We start from the raw sequence: 15,701 nt of genomic DNA on the forward strand, positions 1-15,701 counted from the left end.
CGCGTGCGCGGATGCCCGAGGAGCGGCCGCGTCCGGGGGATGCGGGGCTCCTCGGGCATCTGGTCGGGCAGCCGCCTAGAAGATCGAGTGCAGCAGCTTGTTGGGGGAGCCCGACAGCGGGTTGCCCACCTTGCCGTCGGTGGCGTTGTTCACCAGTGCGGTGCTCACCTGGGCCGGGGTGGCCGTCGGGTTGGCCGAGAGGTAGAGCGCGGCCGCGCCCGCCGTGTGCGGGGTCGCCATCGACGTGCCCGAGATGGTGTTCGTCGCCGTGTCGCCGTCCTTCCACGCCGAGGTGATGGAGACGCCCGGCGCGAACAGGTCCACGCACGTGCCGTAGTTGGAGAAGGACGCCCGCTTGTCGGCGGAGTCGGTCGCGCCGACGGTGATCGCCTCGGTGACGCGGGCCGGGGAGTAGTTGCAGGCCCGGGCCGGCAGACCGAGGAAGTTGCCGTTGCCGGCGGCGACCGCGTACGTGACGCCCGAGGCGATCGAGCGCTTCACCGCGTCGTCCAGGGACGTGTTCGCGCCCCCGCCCAGGCTCATGTTGGCGACCGCCGGCTTGACCGCGTTGGCCGTGACCCAGTCGACGCCCGCGATGACGCCGGCCGTCGTACCGGAGCCGTTGCAGTCCAGGACGCGTACGGCCACCAGCTTCGCGCCCTTGGCGACGCCGTACTTCGCGCCGCCGACCGTGCCCGCGACGTGCGTGCCGTGGCCCTGGCAGTCCTGTCCGTTCTGGCCGCCGCCGACGGTGTCCGTACCCACGGTCGCCCGGCCGCCGAACTCGCTGTGCGAGGTGCGGATCCCGGTGTCGATGATGTAGGCGGTGACGTTCGACGCGGTCGTGTCGTACCTGTACGTCGTCGACAGCGGCAGATCACGCTGGTCGATCCGGTCCAGGCCCCATGTGGCGCCGGGCTGTGTGTCGGCCATCCGTACGGTCGCGTTCTGCTCGACGTACGCCACGCGGGGGTCGGAGGCCAGGGCCGCGGCCCTGGCCTGGGACATGGAGGCGGAGAAGCCCTTCAGGACCGAGCGGTACTGGTGCTTCGGTGTCACGCCCAGATCGGCGGCGCGGGTCGAGCCGTCCTTGAGGACGACGATCCAGCTGTTGTCGACGGCGAGCGAGGCCGGGGCGAGGCGGAGGTCGCCGACCGTAGCGCTCTGTGCCGTGGGGGAGGCGGCGAGCTGCAGGCCGGCGGCGAGCGCGAGGACGGGGACGATCGCCACGGCGCGGCGGGGTATTCGGGTCATGTGGTGGGGCACCTGAACCTTTCGTTGACCGGGTTACCGGCAAGTACGGGTGTGCGTGGTGCGCCACAGAGTCTCGTCCTGTCATGTGTCGTACAAGAGGCTGTCGGCTCCCCTCACCGGTCCTTCACCTCGAACTCCCAGGTCAGCATCGCGAACCCGCCCTCGTCCCGCGCCCCCGCCGACCGGTACGTCCGCAACGCGGCCTCGTTGTCCGGATCCACTCCCACCCACACGTCGTAACAGCCGCGTTCGCGGGCCTCGGCCACCAGCGCCTCCGTCAGCGCCCGCCCCACACCCCGTCGCCGGTACCCGTCGTCCACGGACAGCTCGTACAGACACATCTCCACCCCCTTGTCCGGGTGGAGCATCTCGATCCCCGACACCAGCCCCGCGGGGAAACCGTCCTCCGCGTACGCGATCAGCATCAGATGGCCCGCGGCGGCGAGGAACGCCTCCGCCCACCGCTCCCTCGGCGGGCCGTCGTAGAGATGCCCCGCCGCGAGCAGTTCGGCCACCGTCGTCGCCCGCCTGATCTCCATCCGCGCCCCCTCGCCTCGCACCGCGCGTACCGCGCCTGGTGTACGGGACGGTACGGCGTACGACTCCAGGAGGCCGCCGATTTCCGCCCCTGGACAGCCGAGTCGCACAGGTCGGCCGCCTAGGCTCGGCAGCATGCCATTCCGACTTCCCCGGTGGGCCGCGGTCACCGCCGCCCTCGCCGTGCTCGCGGGCGCCGGTACCTGGACCGCCGTCGCCTCCGACGAACCGCCACCCGTGCACCGCGCGGACCAGGTGCTGGACATGCCCGGGGCGCGGATCGACACCTCGTACTTCACCTCGGGACCCGCCGCCGACCGCAGGCCTGCCGTCCTGCTCGGCCACGGCTTCGGCGGCTCCAAGGACGACGTCCGCGCCCAGGCCGAGAAGCTCGCCCGCGACGGCTACGCCGTCCTGACCTGGTCGGCGCGCGGCTTCGGCGCCTCGACGGGAGAGATCGGACTCAACGACCCCGACCACGAGGTCAAGGACGTCCGGCGGCTCGTCGACTGGCTCGCCGGGCGCCCCGAGGTCCAGCTCGACAAGGCCGGTGACCCGCGCGTCGGTGTCACCGGTGCCTCCTACGGCGGGGCGGTCTCGCTGCTCGCCGCCGGTCACGACACCCGCGTCGACGCGATCGCCCCCCAGATCACGTACTGGAACCTCGCCGACGCGCTCTTCCCGGACGGCGTCTTCAAGAAGCTCTGGGCCGGAATCTTCTTCTCGACGGGCGCGACGCCCGGCGCCGGGGCGGGTGCCGACACGGGTCCGGACACGGGTGCCGACACGGGCACTCAGCCGGGTGGTCGCCCGGCCGCCGCCGGGTCCCGCGCCGCCGACGGGCCTCGCGCCGCCCCCGGGTGCGGGCGCTTCACCGCCGAGCTGTGCGCGATGTACGAGAGCGTGGCCGTCTCCGGGAAGCCCGACGCCGCCGCCCGTACGCTCCTCGAAGCCCGCAGCCCCTCCGCCGTCGGCGACCGGATCAAGGTCCCCGCCCTGATCGTCCAGGGGCAGAGCGACTCCCTCTTCCCGCTCACGCACGCCGACGCCATGGCGAAGACGATCGCCGCCAACGGCGCGCCCGTCGCCGTCGACTGGATCGCGGGCGGCCACGACGGCGGCGACCGCGAGACCGACCGGGTCGAGGCCCGGATCGGCGACTGGTTCGACCGCTACCTCAAGCAGGACAAGGGCGCCGACACCGGTCCCGCGTTCCGCGTCAGCCGCGCCGGGGGAGTCGACTCCACCGACGGGCAGGCACAGCTGCGCGGGGCGACCTCCGACCGCTACCCGGGGCTCTCGGGCGACCCGCTGTCCGTGCCGCTCGGCGCCGCCCGGCCGCAGACCTTCGCCAACCCCGCCGGAGCTACCCCGCCCGCCATCTCGGCCGTCCCCGGCGTCGGCGGCGGGCTCTCCCAGCTCTCCTCGCTTGGTGTCGGCCTCTCGCTCGACTTCCCCGGTCAGTACGCCCGGTTCGACGCGAAGCCGCAGACCGAGCCGGTACGGGTCACGGGCACACCGACCGTCCGCGTCAAGGTCACCTCGGACAGCCCGGACGGCTCGGCCGTCCTCTTCGCCAAGGTCTACGACGTCGGGCCGGACGGACGGCAGCAGGTGCTGCCCGCCCAGCTCGTCGCCCCCGTCCGGGTCGAAGGCGCCGCGAAGGGCCGGAGCGTCGATCTGACGCTGCCGGCGATCGACCACGAGATCGACGCCGGTCACCGGCTGCGGCTCGTGCTCTCCGCCACCGACCTCGGTTACGCCTCCCCGGCGACACCGGCCGCCTACACCGTGGCCGTCGAGTCCCCGCTGACCGTGCCGACGGCGCCCGCCGTGGACACCCAGGCGGCCGCGATGCCGTGGTGGGTGTGGGGCCTGCCGCTCGCCGGCGCCCTGATCGCCGCCGCGCTGCTGCTGACCTCCCGGCGCCGGACCGCGGCACCTGCCCCCGACCCCGAACTCGCCGTCGTACCGCTGCAGATCACGGGCCTGTCGAAGAAGTACGCCAAGTCCTCCGACCGGTATGCCGTACGGGATCTCTCCTTCCGCGTCGAGCAGGGGCAGGTCCTCGGGCTGCTCGGGCCCAACGGCGCCGGGAAGACCACCACCCTGCGGATGCTCATGGGCCTGATCACCCCCGACGACGGGGAGATCCGGGTCTTCGGGCAGGCCATCCGCCCGGGCGCACCGGTCCTGTCCCGGGTCGGTGCCTTCGTGGAGGGCGCGGGCTTCCTGCCGCACCTCTCCGGACGGGACAACCTGGAGCTGTACTGGAAGGCCACCGGCCGCCCCGCCGAGGACGCGCACATCGAGGAGGCCCTGGAGATCGCCGGCCTCGGCGACGCCCTCGCCCGCGCCGTACGGACGTACTCGCAGGGCATGCGGCAGCGGCTCGCGATCGCCCAGGCCATGCTCGGCCTGCCGGACCTGCTGATCCTCGACGAGCCGACCAACGGACTCGACCCGCCACAGATCCGCGAGATGCGGGACGTGATGATCCGGTACGCGGCGCAGGGCCGGACCGTCATCGTCTCCAGCCACCTCCTCTCGGAGGTCGAGCAGTCCTGCACCCATCTCGTGGTGATGGACCGCGGGCAGCTCGTGCAGGCAGGGCCGGTGGGCGAGATCACCGGCGCCGGGGACACCCTGCTCGTGACCCTCGGGGACACCGTCCCCGACCCGCTCGTCGACAAGATCGGCGCGCTGCCCGGGATCGGCTCGGCGGTGAGGACCGAGGGCGGGCTCCTGGTCCGTCTCGACGGAGCCGACGCGACCGCCCTGATCGGCGAACTCGTCCGCCTGGACGTGCCCCTGACCGGTGTGGGACCGCACCGGCGCCTCGAGGACGCGTTCCTGACCCTGATCGGAGGTGGCTCCGCATGAGCACCAGCACCAGCACCAGCCCGAGCGCGAGCACGGGCGGGGGAGCGGAGGAGCTCGTGGAGACCGCCCCCGGCTACCGGGCACGGCGCACCCTGCCGCTGCGCGTCGAGGCCGTACGCCAGCTGAAGCGGCGCCGCACGCTGGTCATGGGCGCGGTGCTCGCCGCGCTGCCGTTCATCCTGATCGTCGCCTTCGCGATCGGCGGGGACCAGGACGGCGGCGGCAACGGCCGCATCACGCTGATGGACACGGCGACGGCGTCGGCGGCGAACTTCGCCGCGACCTGTCTCTTCGTCTCGGCCGGCTTCCTCCTCGTGGTGGCGGTCGCCCTGTTCTGCGGGGACACCGTCGCCTCCGAGGCGAGCTGGTCCTCGCTGCGCTATCTGCTGGCCGCGCCCGTGCCCCGGGCCCGGCTGCTGTGGTCCAAGCTGGCCGTGGCGCTCGGGTTCAGCGCGGCGGCGATGGTGCTGCTGCCCGCGGTCGCGCTCGTCGCGGGCACGTTCGCCTACGGCTGGGGGCCGCTGAAGCTCCCCACCGGCGGCGCTCTGCCCGCCGCCGAGACCCTGCCCCGGCTCGGTCTGGCCGTCGCCTTCATCCTCGTCTCCCAACTGGTCACCGCCGGGCTCGCGTTCTGGCTGTCCACGAAGACCGACGCGCCGCTGGGCGCCGTCGGAGGCGCGGTCGGCCTGACGATCATCGGCAACGTCCTGGACGCCGTCACGGCGCTCGGCTCCTGGCGCGACTTCGTGCCCGCGCACTGGCAGTACGCGTGGGTGGACGCGCTCCAGCCCCAGCTGGAGTGGGGCGGGATGCTGAAGGGCACGGCGATCTCGGTGACGTACGCGCTGATCCTCTTCGCCCTCGCCTTCCGGGGCTTCGCGCGGAAGGACATCGTTTCGTAGACCCGCGGCAGGCCGGTCCGCACCAGGTCGGACACCAGGTCACAGCCACCCCCTTCGAGCCGCTTCCGCGCCCGCGCGGAAGCGGCTCGTCGTGCCCAGGGCGTGCATCAGCTCGCCGACCCGCCGGCTGTATGTGCGGCCCGACATGCCGAGGCGGGCGGCGGCCGTCTCGTCCGTGAGCCCGGCGAGGAGTGCTTCGAGGACCGGGCGGAGCTGGGGAGGCAGCTCGCCGCGCGATCCGTCCGTCGCCCGGGTCAGCTCCTCGCCCGCGTCCCAACTGGCATGGTGGGCGCGGACCAGGGCCTGCACGACGACCGGGTCGCGGATCAGCAGCACCCCGTTGTACAGCAGCTCCAGATCGAGCGGGACCGCCGCGACCGTGCGGTCGACGACGATCATCTTGAACGGGATCGCGTCCGTGAGCCGGGCGCTGCCCGGCATCCGGACCGCGCCCGCCACCTGGGGGAGGGCATGGCGCGGCACGATCCGTCTGACCTCCGGGGCCCGCTCCGCCGCGGCCCGCATGCACGCTCCCGCCAACTCCAGGAACGGCTCGGGGATCGCACGGCCCGCGGACGCGGCCGGGTCGTCGAAGGTCAGCAGCTCGTGCCGGGTCGAGGCGGCCAGCCCGGCCAGCGCCGCGCTGATCCGTCTCGTCCCGCGGACGGGGCGGCCCGGAGGCCGCTGGGCCTCGGTCACCGCTCTGTTCATCGCCGATCGCGCGAGCATCACGGAGCCCGCAGTCTCTGCCACCGCTGACCACCCCCGCCCCATCGGTGTGCCACTCCATGTACGCATGCGACTGCACACGGTGACAACCCCTGTTGAGAAGGATGGCGAGTCCATGCCACGCGCGCCCGATCCGTTCGCCGTTGCCGCATCGAGATCCATCCGCAACTCCTTCGTCTGCTCCTTCCGGCCCTCCCGGACGTCACATTCACAAGTGACGGACACCGAGGGGGAGATGACGTGAAGCGACGACACCGTGTGCGGCTGGCGGCCGGGATCCTGGCCGCAGGCCTGGTCCTGACGGGCTGCGCAGGCGGCGAGAACGGCGAGCAGGCATCGGACCGGGGCGGCGGCGTTCACGCGCCGGACGCGCCCGGATTCGAGGCGCCACGGCCGGACGGGAGCGCCCCGGGCCGGGAGGACGCCGCCGAGGGCGAGCAGCGGTCCCCCCGCCCGGCCGCCGACTACCTCTCCACCTTCGCCCTGGACGTGGACACCGCGTCGTACGGCTACGCCCGCCGCACCCTCGCCGAGGGCAGGCTGCCCGCCCCGGAGTCCGTACGGCCGGAGGAGTTCGTCAACAGCTTCCGCCCGGACTATCCGCGGCCCGACGGCGACGGGTTCAGCGTCACCCTCGACGGTGCCAGGACCGACGACGAGGGCTGGTCGCTCGTCCGGGTCGGGCTCGCCACCGCGGCCGCGGAGCGCCAGGGCGAACGCCCGCCCGCCGCCCTCACCTTCGTCGTCGACATCTCCGGTTCGATGGCCGAGACCGGCCGCCTCGACCTGGTCAAGGAGGCCCTCGGCATCCTCACCGACGAGCTCCGCGACGACGACTCCGTCGCCCTGGTCACCTTCAGCGACACGGCCGAGACCCGGCTCCCCATGACCAGGGTCAAGGGGCAGCGCGAACGCATCCACGGCATCGTCGACGAGCTGGCGACCACCGCCTCCACCAATGTGGAGGCCGGGGTGCGCACCGGGTACGACGTCGCCGTCGAGGGCCACCGCAAGGGCGCCACCAACCGCGTCGTGCTGCTCTCCGACGCGCTCGCCAACACCGGTGACACCGAGGCGCAGTCGATCCTGAACCGGATCGACGAGGAACGCAGGGACTACGGCATCACCCTCTTCGGGGTCGGTGTCGGCAGCGAGTACGGCGACGCGTTCATGGAGCAGCTCGCCGACAAGGGCGACGGCCACACCACGTACGTCTCCACGACCGAGCAGGCCCGCAAGGTCTTCGTGGACCAGCTGCCCACCAACATCGAGCTGCGGGCCCGTGACGCCAAGGCGCAGGTCGCCTTCGACCCGAAGACCGTCGAGCGGTTCCGGCTGATCGGCTACGAGAACCGGGAGGTCGCCGACGAGGACTTCCGCAACGACCGGGTCGACGGCGGCGAGGTCGGCGCTGGCCACACCGTCACCGCGCTGTACGCCGTCAAGACCCGGCCCGGCCGCACGGGGCAACTGGCCACGGCCACCGTCCGCTGGCTCGACCCGAAGAGCCGCGCACCGCACGAGAACTCCGGGAGCGTCTCCACGAGCGCGCTCACGGGATCGCTCTGGGCGCCGGGCCACGACAGCCTGCAACTGACGGCTGTCACCGCCTACTTCGCCGACCGCCTGCGGGGTGGCGAGCTGCCGGGCGCGCCGCGGCTCTCGGTGCTCGCGGAGCGCTCGGGTGCGATCGCCGACCGGTCGGGTTCGAAGGTGGTGCGGGAGCTGACCGAGGCGATCCGGCAGGCGGACAGGCTGCTCGGCCGGGAGGCCGGCGGGGAATCGGGTGATCCGTACAGCGGCTGATCCACAAGTGGCTGCGCGAGGGCGAGGGATCCGGCCATGATGGCCCCATGGCCACCACGCTGCTCGCCCTCGCCGTCGCCGCCACCGGCCTCTACGCCGGGTTCATGCTGATCTTCCTGACCGGGATCATGCCTGCTCTGGCGCGGCTCGAGGACGCCACGTTCGTCGACGCCATGCGGCGGATCAACGAGTACGTGCCCAAAGCGGTGTTCCTCCTCGTCTTCCTGGGTGTCGTCGCCTTCCCGCTGGCCGCGTTCCTCGTGCCGGTCGACGACAGCGACGACACCCGGAAGTGGCTGGTCCTGGCCGGTCTTGTCTGCGCGGCCCTGAACCACCTGGTCACCGTCGCGGGCAACATCCCGCTCAACAACGCGCTGGCCGCCTCGGAGCGCACGGGCGAGCCCGCGTCCGCCGTCCGGGCGGCCTTCGAGAAGCGCTGGAACAGCTTCCATCTGATCCGGACGGTGCTGATCCTCGCCGCGTTCGGGCTGCTGATCGCGGCCGCCCTGAACTGAACCGATCGGATCTGACACACTCCGCGGCCGGGTTTTGACCGGAGAGGGGCTCGGCCCGACCATCTCAGGACGAGGCGGCGGGCCGGCTTCCGGTTAATGCCCCAGGCCGGGGCGCCGCGCCCGTCCGCCTCGCTCGGTCCGTGCGCTCAGGCCGGGAGCCGCGCCGCGGTCCGCATAGCCTGACCTTCATGGACTTCCGCAGAGAGCTGCCGATCGTCGGGGCCGTGGTCGCCGGCGGGGCCGTCGGGGCGGCGGCCCGCTACGGAGCTTCGCTCGCGTGGCCCACCCCGGCCGGCGCGTTCCCCTGGACCACGCTCGCCGTGAACGCGTCCGGCTGCGCGGCCATCGGCGTCCTGATGGTCCTGGTCATCGAGGTCGGCACCCCGCCCCACCGGCTCGCCCGCCCTTTCCTCGGTACCGGCGTCCTCGGCGGCTTCACCACCTTCTCCACGTACGCCCTCGACACGCAGCGGCTGCTGAGCGCGGGGGACGCGGCCCGGGGCGTGGCATACATGGGAGCGACGGTGGTGGCCGCGATGGTCGCCGTGGGGGCCGCGACCTTCGCGACCCGTGGCGCTCTGGCGAGGAGAACACGATGACCAGACTGGTAGGCAGGGCCCTGCGCGTGACGATCCTCGTCGGCGAGAGCGACACCTGGCACCACCGGCCGCTGTACGCCGAGATCGTGCATCGCGCCCACGAGGCGGGGCTCGCCGGCGCCTCCGTCTTCCGCGGGATCGAGGGCTTCGGAGCCTCCTCGCGCGTCCACACCACGCGCCTGCTCTCGCTGAGTGAGGACCTGCCCGTAGCCATCGTGATCGTGGACACCGAGGACCGGGTCCGGGAGTTCCTGCCACAGCTCGACACACTGGTGACGGAGGGTCTGGTGATCCTCGACGACTGCGAGGTGATCCGGTACGTGGGCCGGGAGGAGCAGGAGTGAACTGGCTGTTCGTCGTCGCGGGCGCGGTCGTCGGCGCGCCCCTGCGGTACCTCACCGACCGGGCCGTGCAGGCGCGCCACGACTCCGTCTTCCCCTGGGGCACGTTCACCGTCAACGTCGCCGGCTCCTTCGTCCTCGGCCTGCTCACCGGCGTCTCCTCCGCCCAGGCCCATCTGCTGCTCGGCACGGGCCTGTGCGGGGCGCTGACGACGTACTCCACGTTCTCGTACGAGACGTTGAAGCTGTACGAGAGCGGGGCCACGGGGTACGCGGCGGCGAACGTGGCGGGGAGTCTGGCGGCCGGACTCGGAGCCGTCTGGCTGGGAGTGGAGGCCGCAGGGGCCTGGTGAGGTGCCGTACTCCGGTGGCAAGGTGCTCCCCACGACGACCTCCGAGGGGCGGTACCCGCACATGAGCTGGGCGGACTTCCAGTACGAGATCTATCTGAACGGGCTGAGCGGAGCCGTTCCCCGGCTCCCCACCGATCTGACGCGCCTGGAGGAGCTGGCCGCCGCCCGGCTCGGCCCCGGCCCGGTCGGCTATGTCGCCGGCAGCGCGGGCGACGGCTCGACCGCGGATGCCAACAGGGCGGCCCTCGAACGCCACCGGATCGTCCCGCGCATGCTCCGTGACGTGCGTGAACGGGACCTGTCCGTCGAGCTGTTCGGCCGCCGGCTGCCCGCCCCCGTCGCCCTGGCCCCTGTCGGCGTGCTGTCGATCCTGCACCCCGGCGCCGAGCCGGCGGCGGCCCGCGCGGCGGCGGCGCGGGGCATCCCGTACATCCTCTCCTCCGCCTCCAGCACGCCGATGGAGCAGGTCGCGGAGGCGATGGGGGAGGGGGAGCGGTGGTTCCAGCTGTACTGGCCGAAGGACGTCGAGGTCGCCCGTTCCTTCCTGCGCAGGGCCCGGGCGGCGGGCTACACGGCCCTCGTCGTCACCCTCGACACCCCGCTGCTCTCCTGGCGTCCGCGCGATCTCGACCAGGCGTACCTGCCGTTCCTGCACGGGGTGGGGACCGCCAACTACTTCTCCGACCCGGCGTTCCGGGCGGGTCTGGCCAAGCCGGTCGAGGAGGACCCGAACGCGGCCGTCATGCACTTCGTGTCGATGTTCTCCGACCCCGGCAAGACCTGGCCGGACCTGGCGTTCCTTCGGGAGAACTGGGACGGCCCGATCGTCCTCAAGGGCGTCCTGCACCCGGACGACGCCCGAGCGGCGGCCGATGCGGGCATGGACGGCGTCGTCGTCTCCAACCACGGAGGCCGCCAGGTCGCCGGGGCGATCGCCGCCGCCGACGCCCTGCCGGCCGTGGCGGACGCGGTCGCCGACCGGCTGACGGTCCTCTTCGACAGCGGAGTGCGCACCGGCGCCGACATCGCCAAGGCCCTGGCGCTGGGCGCTTCCGGTGTGCTCGTCGGCCGTCCCTACGCGTACGGTCTCGCGCTCGACGGCGAGCCGGGCGTGGACCATGTGATCCGCTGTCTCCTCGCCGAACTCGACCTCACCCTGGCCCTGTCTGGCCACGCGACCCCCGGCACCCTGACCCGGGCCGACCTGTCGGAGGCCGGTAGGCACGGCGCCTGAGACGCGGCGCGCGCGGGGGGCGGCGCCCCCCGCCGCAGCACCCTCGGGCCGCGAGGGAACCCCTGCTCGTTCGTGACCACTCCTGTTCGCCGAGTGCTTTCTCGGCGTCAAGATTTTCCTTCCCTAAAAAAGAAGTGGTCATTATTATCTTATGGTCGGCAGGACATGAACCATGGAGGGGGCGCTATGGATCTGAAGGTGCTGGGCTTGCTCACTGTCCAGGAGAGCGGGACGCCCATCGTTCCCGCCGAGGCACCGGCCCGTCAGCTGCTCGCGCTGCTCGCGGCCCATGCCGACCACATCGTGCCGACGGCCGTCGTGACGCAGGAACTCTGGCCGGAAGGCCCGCCGCACCACGCGGGGGAGATGATCGAGACCCACGTCCGGCGGCTGCGCGAGCTGATCGGCGCCGCGCTGGGCCTCCGCCGGGAGGAGGCGGTGGGCGCACCCACCGCGTCCGGACGCCGGACCGCGCGCGACGTCCTCGTCACGCTGTCCGGCGGCTACCGGCTCGGCACCGGAGGCGGCACCTCGGACCTCCGCCTCTTCCAGCGCTCGGCCGGCGCGGGCTACCGGGCCATGGAGCTGGAGGACTACGAGACGGCGGCCGAACGGCTCGGCCAGGCACTGGAGTTGTGGACGGCCGACGCGTACACCGGAGTGGTCACCGGCCCCCATCTGCGGGCCCACATCGCCCGCCTCGAACAGTCGCGGCTGCGGGCCCTCGACCAGTGGGTCGAGGCGCAGCGCAGGCTCGGCAGGCGGCACGAGCTCTACACCGGTCTGTCCGTCTTCCTCTCCCGGTTCCGCAACTCGCCGTCCCGGTACGAGGCGATGGTGACGGAGCTCGAACGCGGCGCCGACCACGAGCGTGTGCGGCCGTACCTGGCGGCGGCCGCGGCGGTCCGCGTCGGGACCGTCCTGCACGCGGCGCGCCACTCGCCTCCCGCCCGTCACCGCCTCCCCGTCGCCAGTTGACCGGAAGATCACCGTCGAACTAGTTTCGGACCGATAACGGGCGAAACGCGCACGACGGGCTGGGGGGCTCCCACATCATGACGGAATCACGCAGCCATGACACCGGCCTGATGGCCGTCCTCGAACTCCTCGCCGAACAGGCGCCGTCGGGCCGGTTCGACGAAGTGCTGCAGCGGGCCAGGCGCGAGGGCGCCACGGATCCGGAGCTGGCCCGTCTGGAGCGCGCCGTGCATCTGGCCCGTGGCGTACAGGCCTGGCAGGGGCAGCGTCGTCAACGCGAGGACGGCCTGGCCGACCTGGTCGACACCGCGCGGGACCTGACGTCCCCCCATGACGTCGAGTCCCTGCTCCAGGTCGTCACCCGCAGGGTCAAGCGGCTCCTCAACTTCGACATGACGTCCATCGCCCTCCTGGAACCCGAGGGCCACCTCCGGGTGTACGTCTCCGACGGCTCGACCACCGCCCTCGTCACCGGCCACACGATCCAGCCCCCCTACGGCCTGGGCCACCCGACCCTGGCGGCCAGAGCACCGCTGTGGACGGCCGACTACCTCGACGACGACACGCTCGCCCACGACGAGGGCGCCGACGAGGTCGTACGGGCCGAGGGGCTGCACGCCATGATGGCCGTGCCGATGTGCAACGGCGACGAGATCGTCGGCGTGCTCTACGGCGCGGCGCGCTCCGTACGCCACTTCAGCCCGGACGAGATAGGTCTGGTCTGCTCGCTGGCGGCACTCGCCGCCGTCGCCATCGAGCGGGCCGGCAGCTTCGAGCAGGCCAGGGGCGAGGTCGGCCGGCTGGAACTGGACGGCTTCCGCACCCGTACGAGCCTGGTCAGGCTGCAACAGCTCAACGAGGCGCACAGCCACACCCTCGGTCTGCTGCTCGCCGGTGCCGACCTCACCACCGTGGCGAAGGCGGCCGGCGACGCGCTGGACTCGGCGCTGCAGCTGCGCGACCCGGCAGGGCGGCCGCTCGCCGCCAGCGGCGACCTCGGCGACCTGGACGAGTCGGCCGTGGCGGAGGCGGCCCTGGACGCGCACGCCCATCTGCGGCCCGTCGTCACCGCCCAGGGCACCTGGGTCGCCCCGGTCACCGCGGGCGCGGAGGACCTGGGCGTGCTGGTGCTGCGCCCGACCACGGCGCTGGTGGGCGAGGACGAGGGCCTGCTCCAGCTGACCGCGCAGACCTTCGCGATCCAGCTCCTCCTGCGGCGCAGCACGGCCGTCGCCGAAGGGCCCGTACGCGACGACCTGTTCGACGAACTCCTCGCGGCCGGCACCCGCAGCGGGCACCAGAACCACTACCTCGCGCAGCGTGCGTGCCGCCTCGGGATCGACCTGGAGGCACCCCACGTGCTGCTCGTCGCCCATCCCGAGGGCGGAGAGCAGGGCAGAGCCGTGGTGTGGGCCTCCTCCTACGCGCACCGGATGACCGGGCTCAAGACCGTCCACAGCGGCAACATCGTGCTGCTTCTGCCGGGGACGGACGCCTCGGCCGCGGCCCGCGCCGTCGCCGGCCAGCTGTCACCGCTGCTCGGCCACCCCGTGTCGGTGGGTGCGGCCGGACCTGGCCGGGGCGCCGCCGACATCGGCCGGATGCACAAGGAGGCCATGCGCTGCCTGGACGCGCTGACCGCGCTCGACGGCGCGGGCGGCACGGCCTCGGCGAAGGACCTCGGCTTCCTCGGCCTGCTGCTCTCCGACGACCACGACGTGGACGGCTACATCCAGAGCGCGATCGGCCCGGTCCTCGACTACGACCGCGACCGGCTCACCGACCTGACCGGCACCCTGGAGTCGTACTTCGCCTCCGGCTGCAGCCAGGCCAGCGCGGCCGAGGTGCTGAACGTCCACCCCAACACGGTGTCACGACGGCTCGACCGGGTCACCGACCTCCTCGGCGACGCGTGGCAGCAGCCGGGCAGAACGCTCGAGGTGCAGCTGGCACTGCGGCTGCACCGCTCCCGCGAGGTCCTGCGCCGGCAGCGCCCGGCGGCCACGGACGCCATGGGCGCCACGGGCGCCGTGGACGCCAGAGGTGTTCAGGCGGAGGCGAGTTCGGCCGGGTGCCCCCTCTCCGACTCACCGTCGTAGCCTCCGCCGTACCCGCCCCCGGAGCCGCCGTCGTAATCGCTGTCGTATCCGCCGCCGGACAGCACGACGGCCGCGTGTGCGGCGGAGGCCAGCGTCATGTGCCGGTGCCAGCCGCGGAAGGACCGGCCCACGTAGTCCCGTAGCCCGGTCTCCTCGCCGACGCGCGCGAAGTCCATGTCCACGCGACGAGTGAGCTTGGTGAGGCGCAACAGCGGACCGGGGCCCGGCTGCGTCATGCCCGTCAGCCACAGCGCGGACGGCGGACGGGACGGGTCGGTCCACTCACCGAGCAGGGACAGTCCGCGCGTCCCGCCGGAGGAGGGATCCGACAGCGCCACCGGGACCATCGCGGCGAGCGACGTGCGCGGGGTGAGACCGGCCGCCGTGTCCTGCCACGGCACCGGCCGGCGGACCCCCTTGACCAGCTGGAGGATCCGCTGGGCCGGCAGCGGGCCGCCCCGGAAGCCGGGCATGGCGCGGTCCGCGACGGACAGCCGCTGGGTGCCGCTGACGCGGAGGAGGAAGGGGACACCCGCGGCGGCGAGCGGGGCCACCGCCGCCGACACATCGCCGTCCCGCAGATCGATCAGCACCGGTCTCCGCGGTCCCCAGCGGCGCGCGGCCTCCAGGGCGACCGCGACGGCGCACTCCTCCGGGCTCTCGGCCCCCGCCTCCTTCGGAACACCCGCCCGGTCGCGCAGCGCGTGGTCGTGGACCCACTGATCGGGCAGGACCAGACGCCAGTCGACGGGCACGCTCAGCTCCTGGGAGGCGAGCCACACACCGAAGGCCTGCTGACCGCGGAAGGTCTGGCGCAGATGCGGCGCGAACCCCCGGTCCACACCGACCGAGTGCTCACCGGTCTTCGGTATCGCCATCTGGCGTACCACCCAGGCCTGGACGGGAGTCTTCCGCTCCAGATGAGCGGCGAGCGCGGCGCGCAACGGCTGCCAGTTCCAGGTGGAGTCGGCGATGAAGTGGTGCAGCGTCTGCTCCGTGGCGGGCGCGCCCAGATGGGCCGCGATGTTGCGCGCGGTCTTGCGTCCCTCGGTGGTGAGCAGCCCGCGCAGGTACTGCTCTCCGCGCTGCCGCTGGTCCTTCCTGGGGAACGAGGAGAACAGCGCGGCGCACAGTTCGGAGACGGCGTCGTCGGACACGGCCGGGTCGGCGCAGCGCCGGTTCCGGCGAGGCACCGTCAGCGGTCGGACCTGGTCTCGTCGCCTGATGACAGCTGTGTTCACGACACTCCAACCATGGGGGATGGCCTGCTCTGTTGCCCTCCCACGATCGCTCCGCGAGGGTGCCGCGCACGAGGTGTCCACGACACCCACCTGCTGTCGCTCATGCGTGCTGGACCACAGGTGATCCGGCCATCCGGCGAGCCGGCGGACGCGACGGCCGACAGCGCGCCGGCGGGGTGTGGCCGGACCACCACGCGGGCGCGACGGGTGCGCGGTCACACACCGGTCGA

General features: G+C 72.8%; 14 protein-coding genes. 10 read left to right on the forward strand and 4 right to left on the reverse strand.

Annotated features, from left to right (window positions below; translation table 11 throughout):
• Positions 1–75: 75 nt before the first annotated feature.
• Together ACFY8U_RS18890 and ACFY8U_RS18895 are read right to left on the reverse strand one after the other, a co-directional pair.
• The gene (locus ACFY8U_RS18890) at positions 76–1,254 is read right to left on the reverse strand and encodes a S8 family peptidase (RefSeq protein WP_389571447.1); all 1,179 of its coding nucleotides are present in this window, start codon (positions 1,252–1,254) and stop codon (positions 76–78) included.
• A 113-nt stretch (positions 1,255–1,367) separates the two neighbouring features.
• The gene (locus ACFY8U_RS18895) at positions 1,368–1,793 is read right to left on the reverse strand and encodes a GNAT family N-acetyltransferase (RefSeq protein WP_389571450.1); all 426 of its coding nucleotides are present in this window, start codon (positions 1,791–1,793) and stop codon (positions 1,368–1,370) included.
• A gap of 133 nt (positions 1,794–1,926) precedes the next feature.
• Between ACFY8U_RS18895 and ACFY8U_RS18900 the strand changes: the two genes are divergently transcribed.
• Together ACFY8U_RS18900 and ACFY8U_RS18905 are read left to right on the forward strand one after the other, a co-directional pair.
• A complete protein-coding gene (locus tag ACFY8U_RS18900; protein ID WP_389571452.1) occupies positions 1,927–4,674 on the forward strand; it encodes an alpha/beta fold hydrolase in 2,748 nt (915 codons plus the stop codon).
• Positions 4,671–5,576 carry an ABC transporter permease gene (locus ACFY8U_RS18905; RefSeq protein ID WP_361606227.1) on the forward strand — a complete coding sequence of 302 codons (906 nt, stop codon included), beginning with the start codon at positions 4,671–4,673 and terminating at the stop codon, positions 5,574–5,576. The genes ACFY8U_RS18900 and ACFY8U_RS18905 overlap by 4 nt, the downstream gene beginning before the upstream one ends.
• A gap of 39 nt (positions 5,577–5,615) precedes the next feature.
• Here ACFY8U_RS18905 and ACFY8U_RS18910 read toward each other — a convergent pair whose 3' ends face one another.
• A complete protein-coding gene (locus ACFY8U_RS18910; protein WP_389571455.1) occupies positions 5,616–6,329 on the reverse strand; it encodes a DNA-binding response regulator in 714 nt (237 codons plus the stop codon).
• A 216-nt stretch (positions 6,330–6,545) separates the two neighbouring features.
• Between ACFY8U_RS18910 and ACFY8U_RS18915 the strand changes: the two genes are divergently transcribed.
• The 8 genes from ACFY8U_RS18915 (at position 6,546) to ACFY8U_RS18950 (ending at position 14,230) form a co-directional block, all read left to right on the forward strand.
• Positions 6,546–8,111 carry a von Willebrand factor type A domain-containing protein gene (locus ACFY8U_RS18915; RefSeq protein WP_389571458.1) on the forward strand — a complete coding sequence of 522 codons (1,566 nt, stop codon included), beginning with the start codon at positions 6,546–6,548 and terminating at the stop codon, positions 8,109–8,111.
• Between the two features lie 47 nt (positions 8,112–8,158).
• On the forward strand, positions 8,159–8,626 hold the full coding sequence (locus ACFY8U_RS18920; RefSeq protein WP_389571461.1) for a DUF1772 domain-containing protein: 468 nt from the start codon (positions 8,159–8,161) through the stop codon (positions 8,624–8,626).
• Positions 8,627–8,814: 188 nt separating this feature from the next.
• On the forward strand, positions 8,815–9,225 hold the full coding sequence (locus ACFY8U_RS18925; RefSeq protein WP_389571463.1) for a CrcB family protein: 411 nt from the start codon (positions 8,815–8,817) through the stop codon (positions 9,223–9,225).
• Entirely contained in the window at positions 9,222–9,569 is a 348-nt protein-coding gene (locus ACFY8U_RS18930; RefSeq protein WP_383177331.1) for a DUF190 domain-containing protein, read from the forward strand. The genes ACFY8U_RS18925 and ACFY8U_RS18930 overlap by 4 nt, the downstream gene beginning before the upstream one ends.
• Positions 9,566–9,919: a fluoride efflux transporter CrcB gene (gene crcB, locus ACFY8U_RS18935; RefSeq protein ID WP_389571467.1), complete on the forward strand. Its 354-nt coding sequence runs from the start codon at positions 9,566–9,568 to the stop codon at positions 9,917–9,919. Before ACFY8U_RS18930 ends, crcB begins: the two co-directional genes overlap by 4 nt.
• A gap of 61 nt (positions 9,920–9,980) precedes the next feature.
• Positions 9,981–11,153 (forward strand): lactate 2-monooxygenase, encoded by a 1,173-nt coding sequence (locus tag ACFY8U_RS18940; RefSeq protein ID WP_389572086.1) that lies wholly within the window; start codon positions 9,981–9,983, stop codon positions 11,151–11,153.
• A 207-nt stretch (positions 11,154–11,360) separates the two neighbouring features.
• Positions 11,361–12,131, forward strand: a complete 771-nt coding sequence (locus tag ACFY8U_RS18945) for a BTAD domain-containing putative transcriptional regulator (RefSeq protein ID WP_389571470.1) — start codon at positions 11,361–11,363, stop codon at positions 12,129–12,131.
• A 77-nt stretch (positions 12,132–12,208) separates the two neighbouring features.
• Entirely contained in the window at positions 12,209–14,230 is a 2,022-nt protein-coding gene (locus ACFY8U_RS18950; protein WP_389571473.1) for a helix-turn-helix domain-containing protein, read from the forward strand.
• Here the strand turns inward: ACFY8U_RS18950 and ACFY8U_RS18955 are convergent.
• Positions 14,179–15,471 (reverse strand): IS701 family transposase, encoded by a 1,293-nt coding sequence (locus tag ACFY8U_RS18955; RefSeq protein WP_389571475.1) that lies wholly within the window; start codon positions 15,469–15,471, stop codon positions 14,179–14,181. The genes ACFY8U_RS18950 and ACFY8U_RS18955 overlap by 52 nt on opposite strands.
• Between the last annotated feature and the right edge of the window lie 230 nt (positions 15,472–15,701).

Source organism: Streptomyces sp. NPDC012508, assembly GCF_042902595.1.
Classification (GTDB): Bacteria; Actinomycetota; Actinomycetes; order Streptomycetales; family Streptomycetaceae; genus Streptomyces.

What these genes read in the sequence shown, in the direction of transcription:
- ACFY8U_RS18890 (WP_389571447.1), bottom strand. Translation starts at nt 1,254, where the DNA reads ATGACCCGAATACCCCGCCGCGCCGTGGCGATCGTCCCCGTCCTCGCG.
- ACFY8U_RS18895 (WP_389571450.1), bottom strand. Translation starts at nt 1,793, where the DNA reads ATGGAGATCAGGCGGGCGACGACGGTGGCCGAACTGCTCGCGGCGGGG.
- ACFY8U_RS18900 (WP_389571452.1), top strand. Translation starts at nt 1,927, where the DNA reads ATGCCATTCCGACTTCCCCGGTGGGCCGCGGTCACCGCCGCCCTCGCC.
- ACFY8U_RS18905 (WP_361606227.1), top strand. Translation starts at nt 4,671, where the DNA reads ATGAGCACCAGCACCAGCACCAGCCCGAGCGCGAGCACGGGCGGGGGA.
- ACFY8U_RS18920 (WP_389571461.1), top strand. Translation starts at nt 8,159, where the DNA reads ATGGCCACCACGCTGCTCGCCCTCGCCGTCGCCGCCACCGGCCTCTAC.
- ACFY8U_RS18925 (WP_389571463.1), top strand. Translation starts at nt 8,815, where the DNA reads ATGGACTTCCGCAGAGAGCTGCCGATCGTCGGGGCCGTGGTCGCCGGC.
- ACFY8U_RS18930 (WP_383177331.1), top strand. Translation starts at nt 9,222, where the DNA reads ATGACCAGACTGGTAGGCAGGGCCCTGCGCGTGACGATCCTCGTCGGC.
- ACFY8U_RS18940 (WP_389572086.1), top strand. Translation starts at nt 9,981, where the DNA reads ATGAGCTGGGCGGACTTCCAGTACGAGATCTATCTGAACGGGCTGAGC.
- ACFY8U_RS18950 (WP_389571473.1), top strand. Translation starts at nt 12,209, where the DNA reads ATGACGGAATCACGCAGCCATGACACCGGCCTGATGGCCGTCCTCGAA.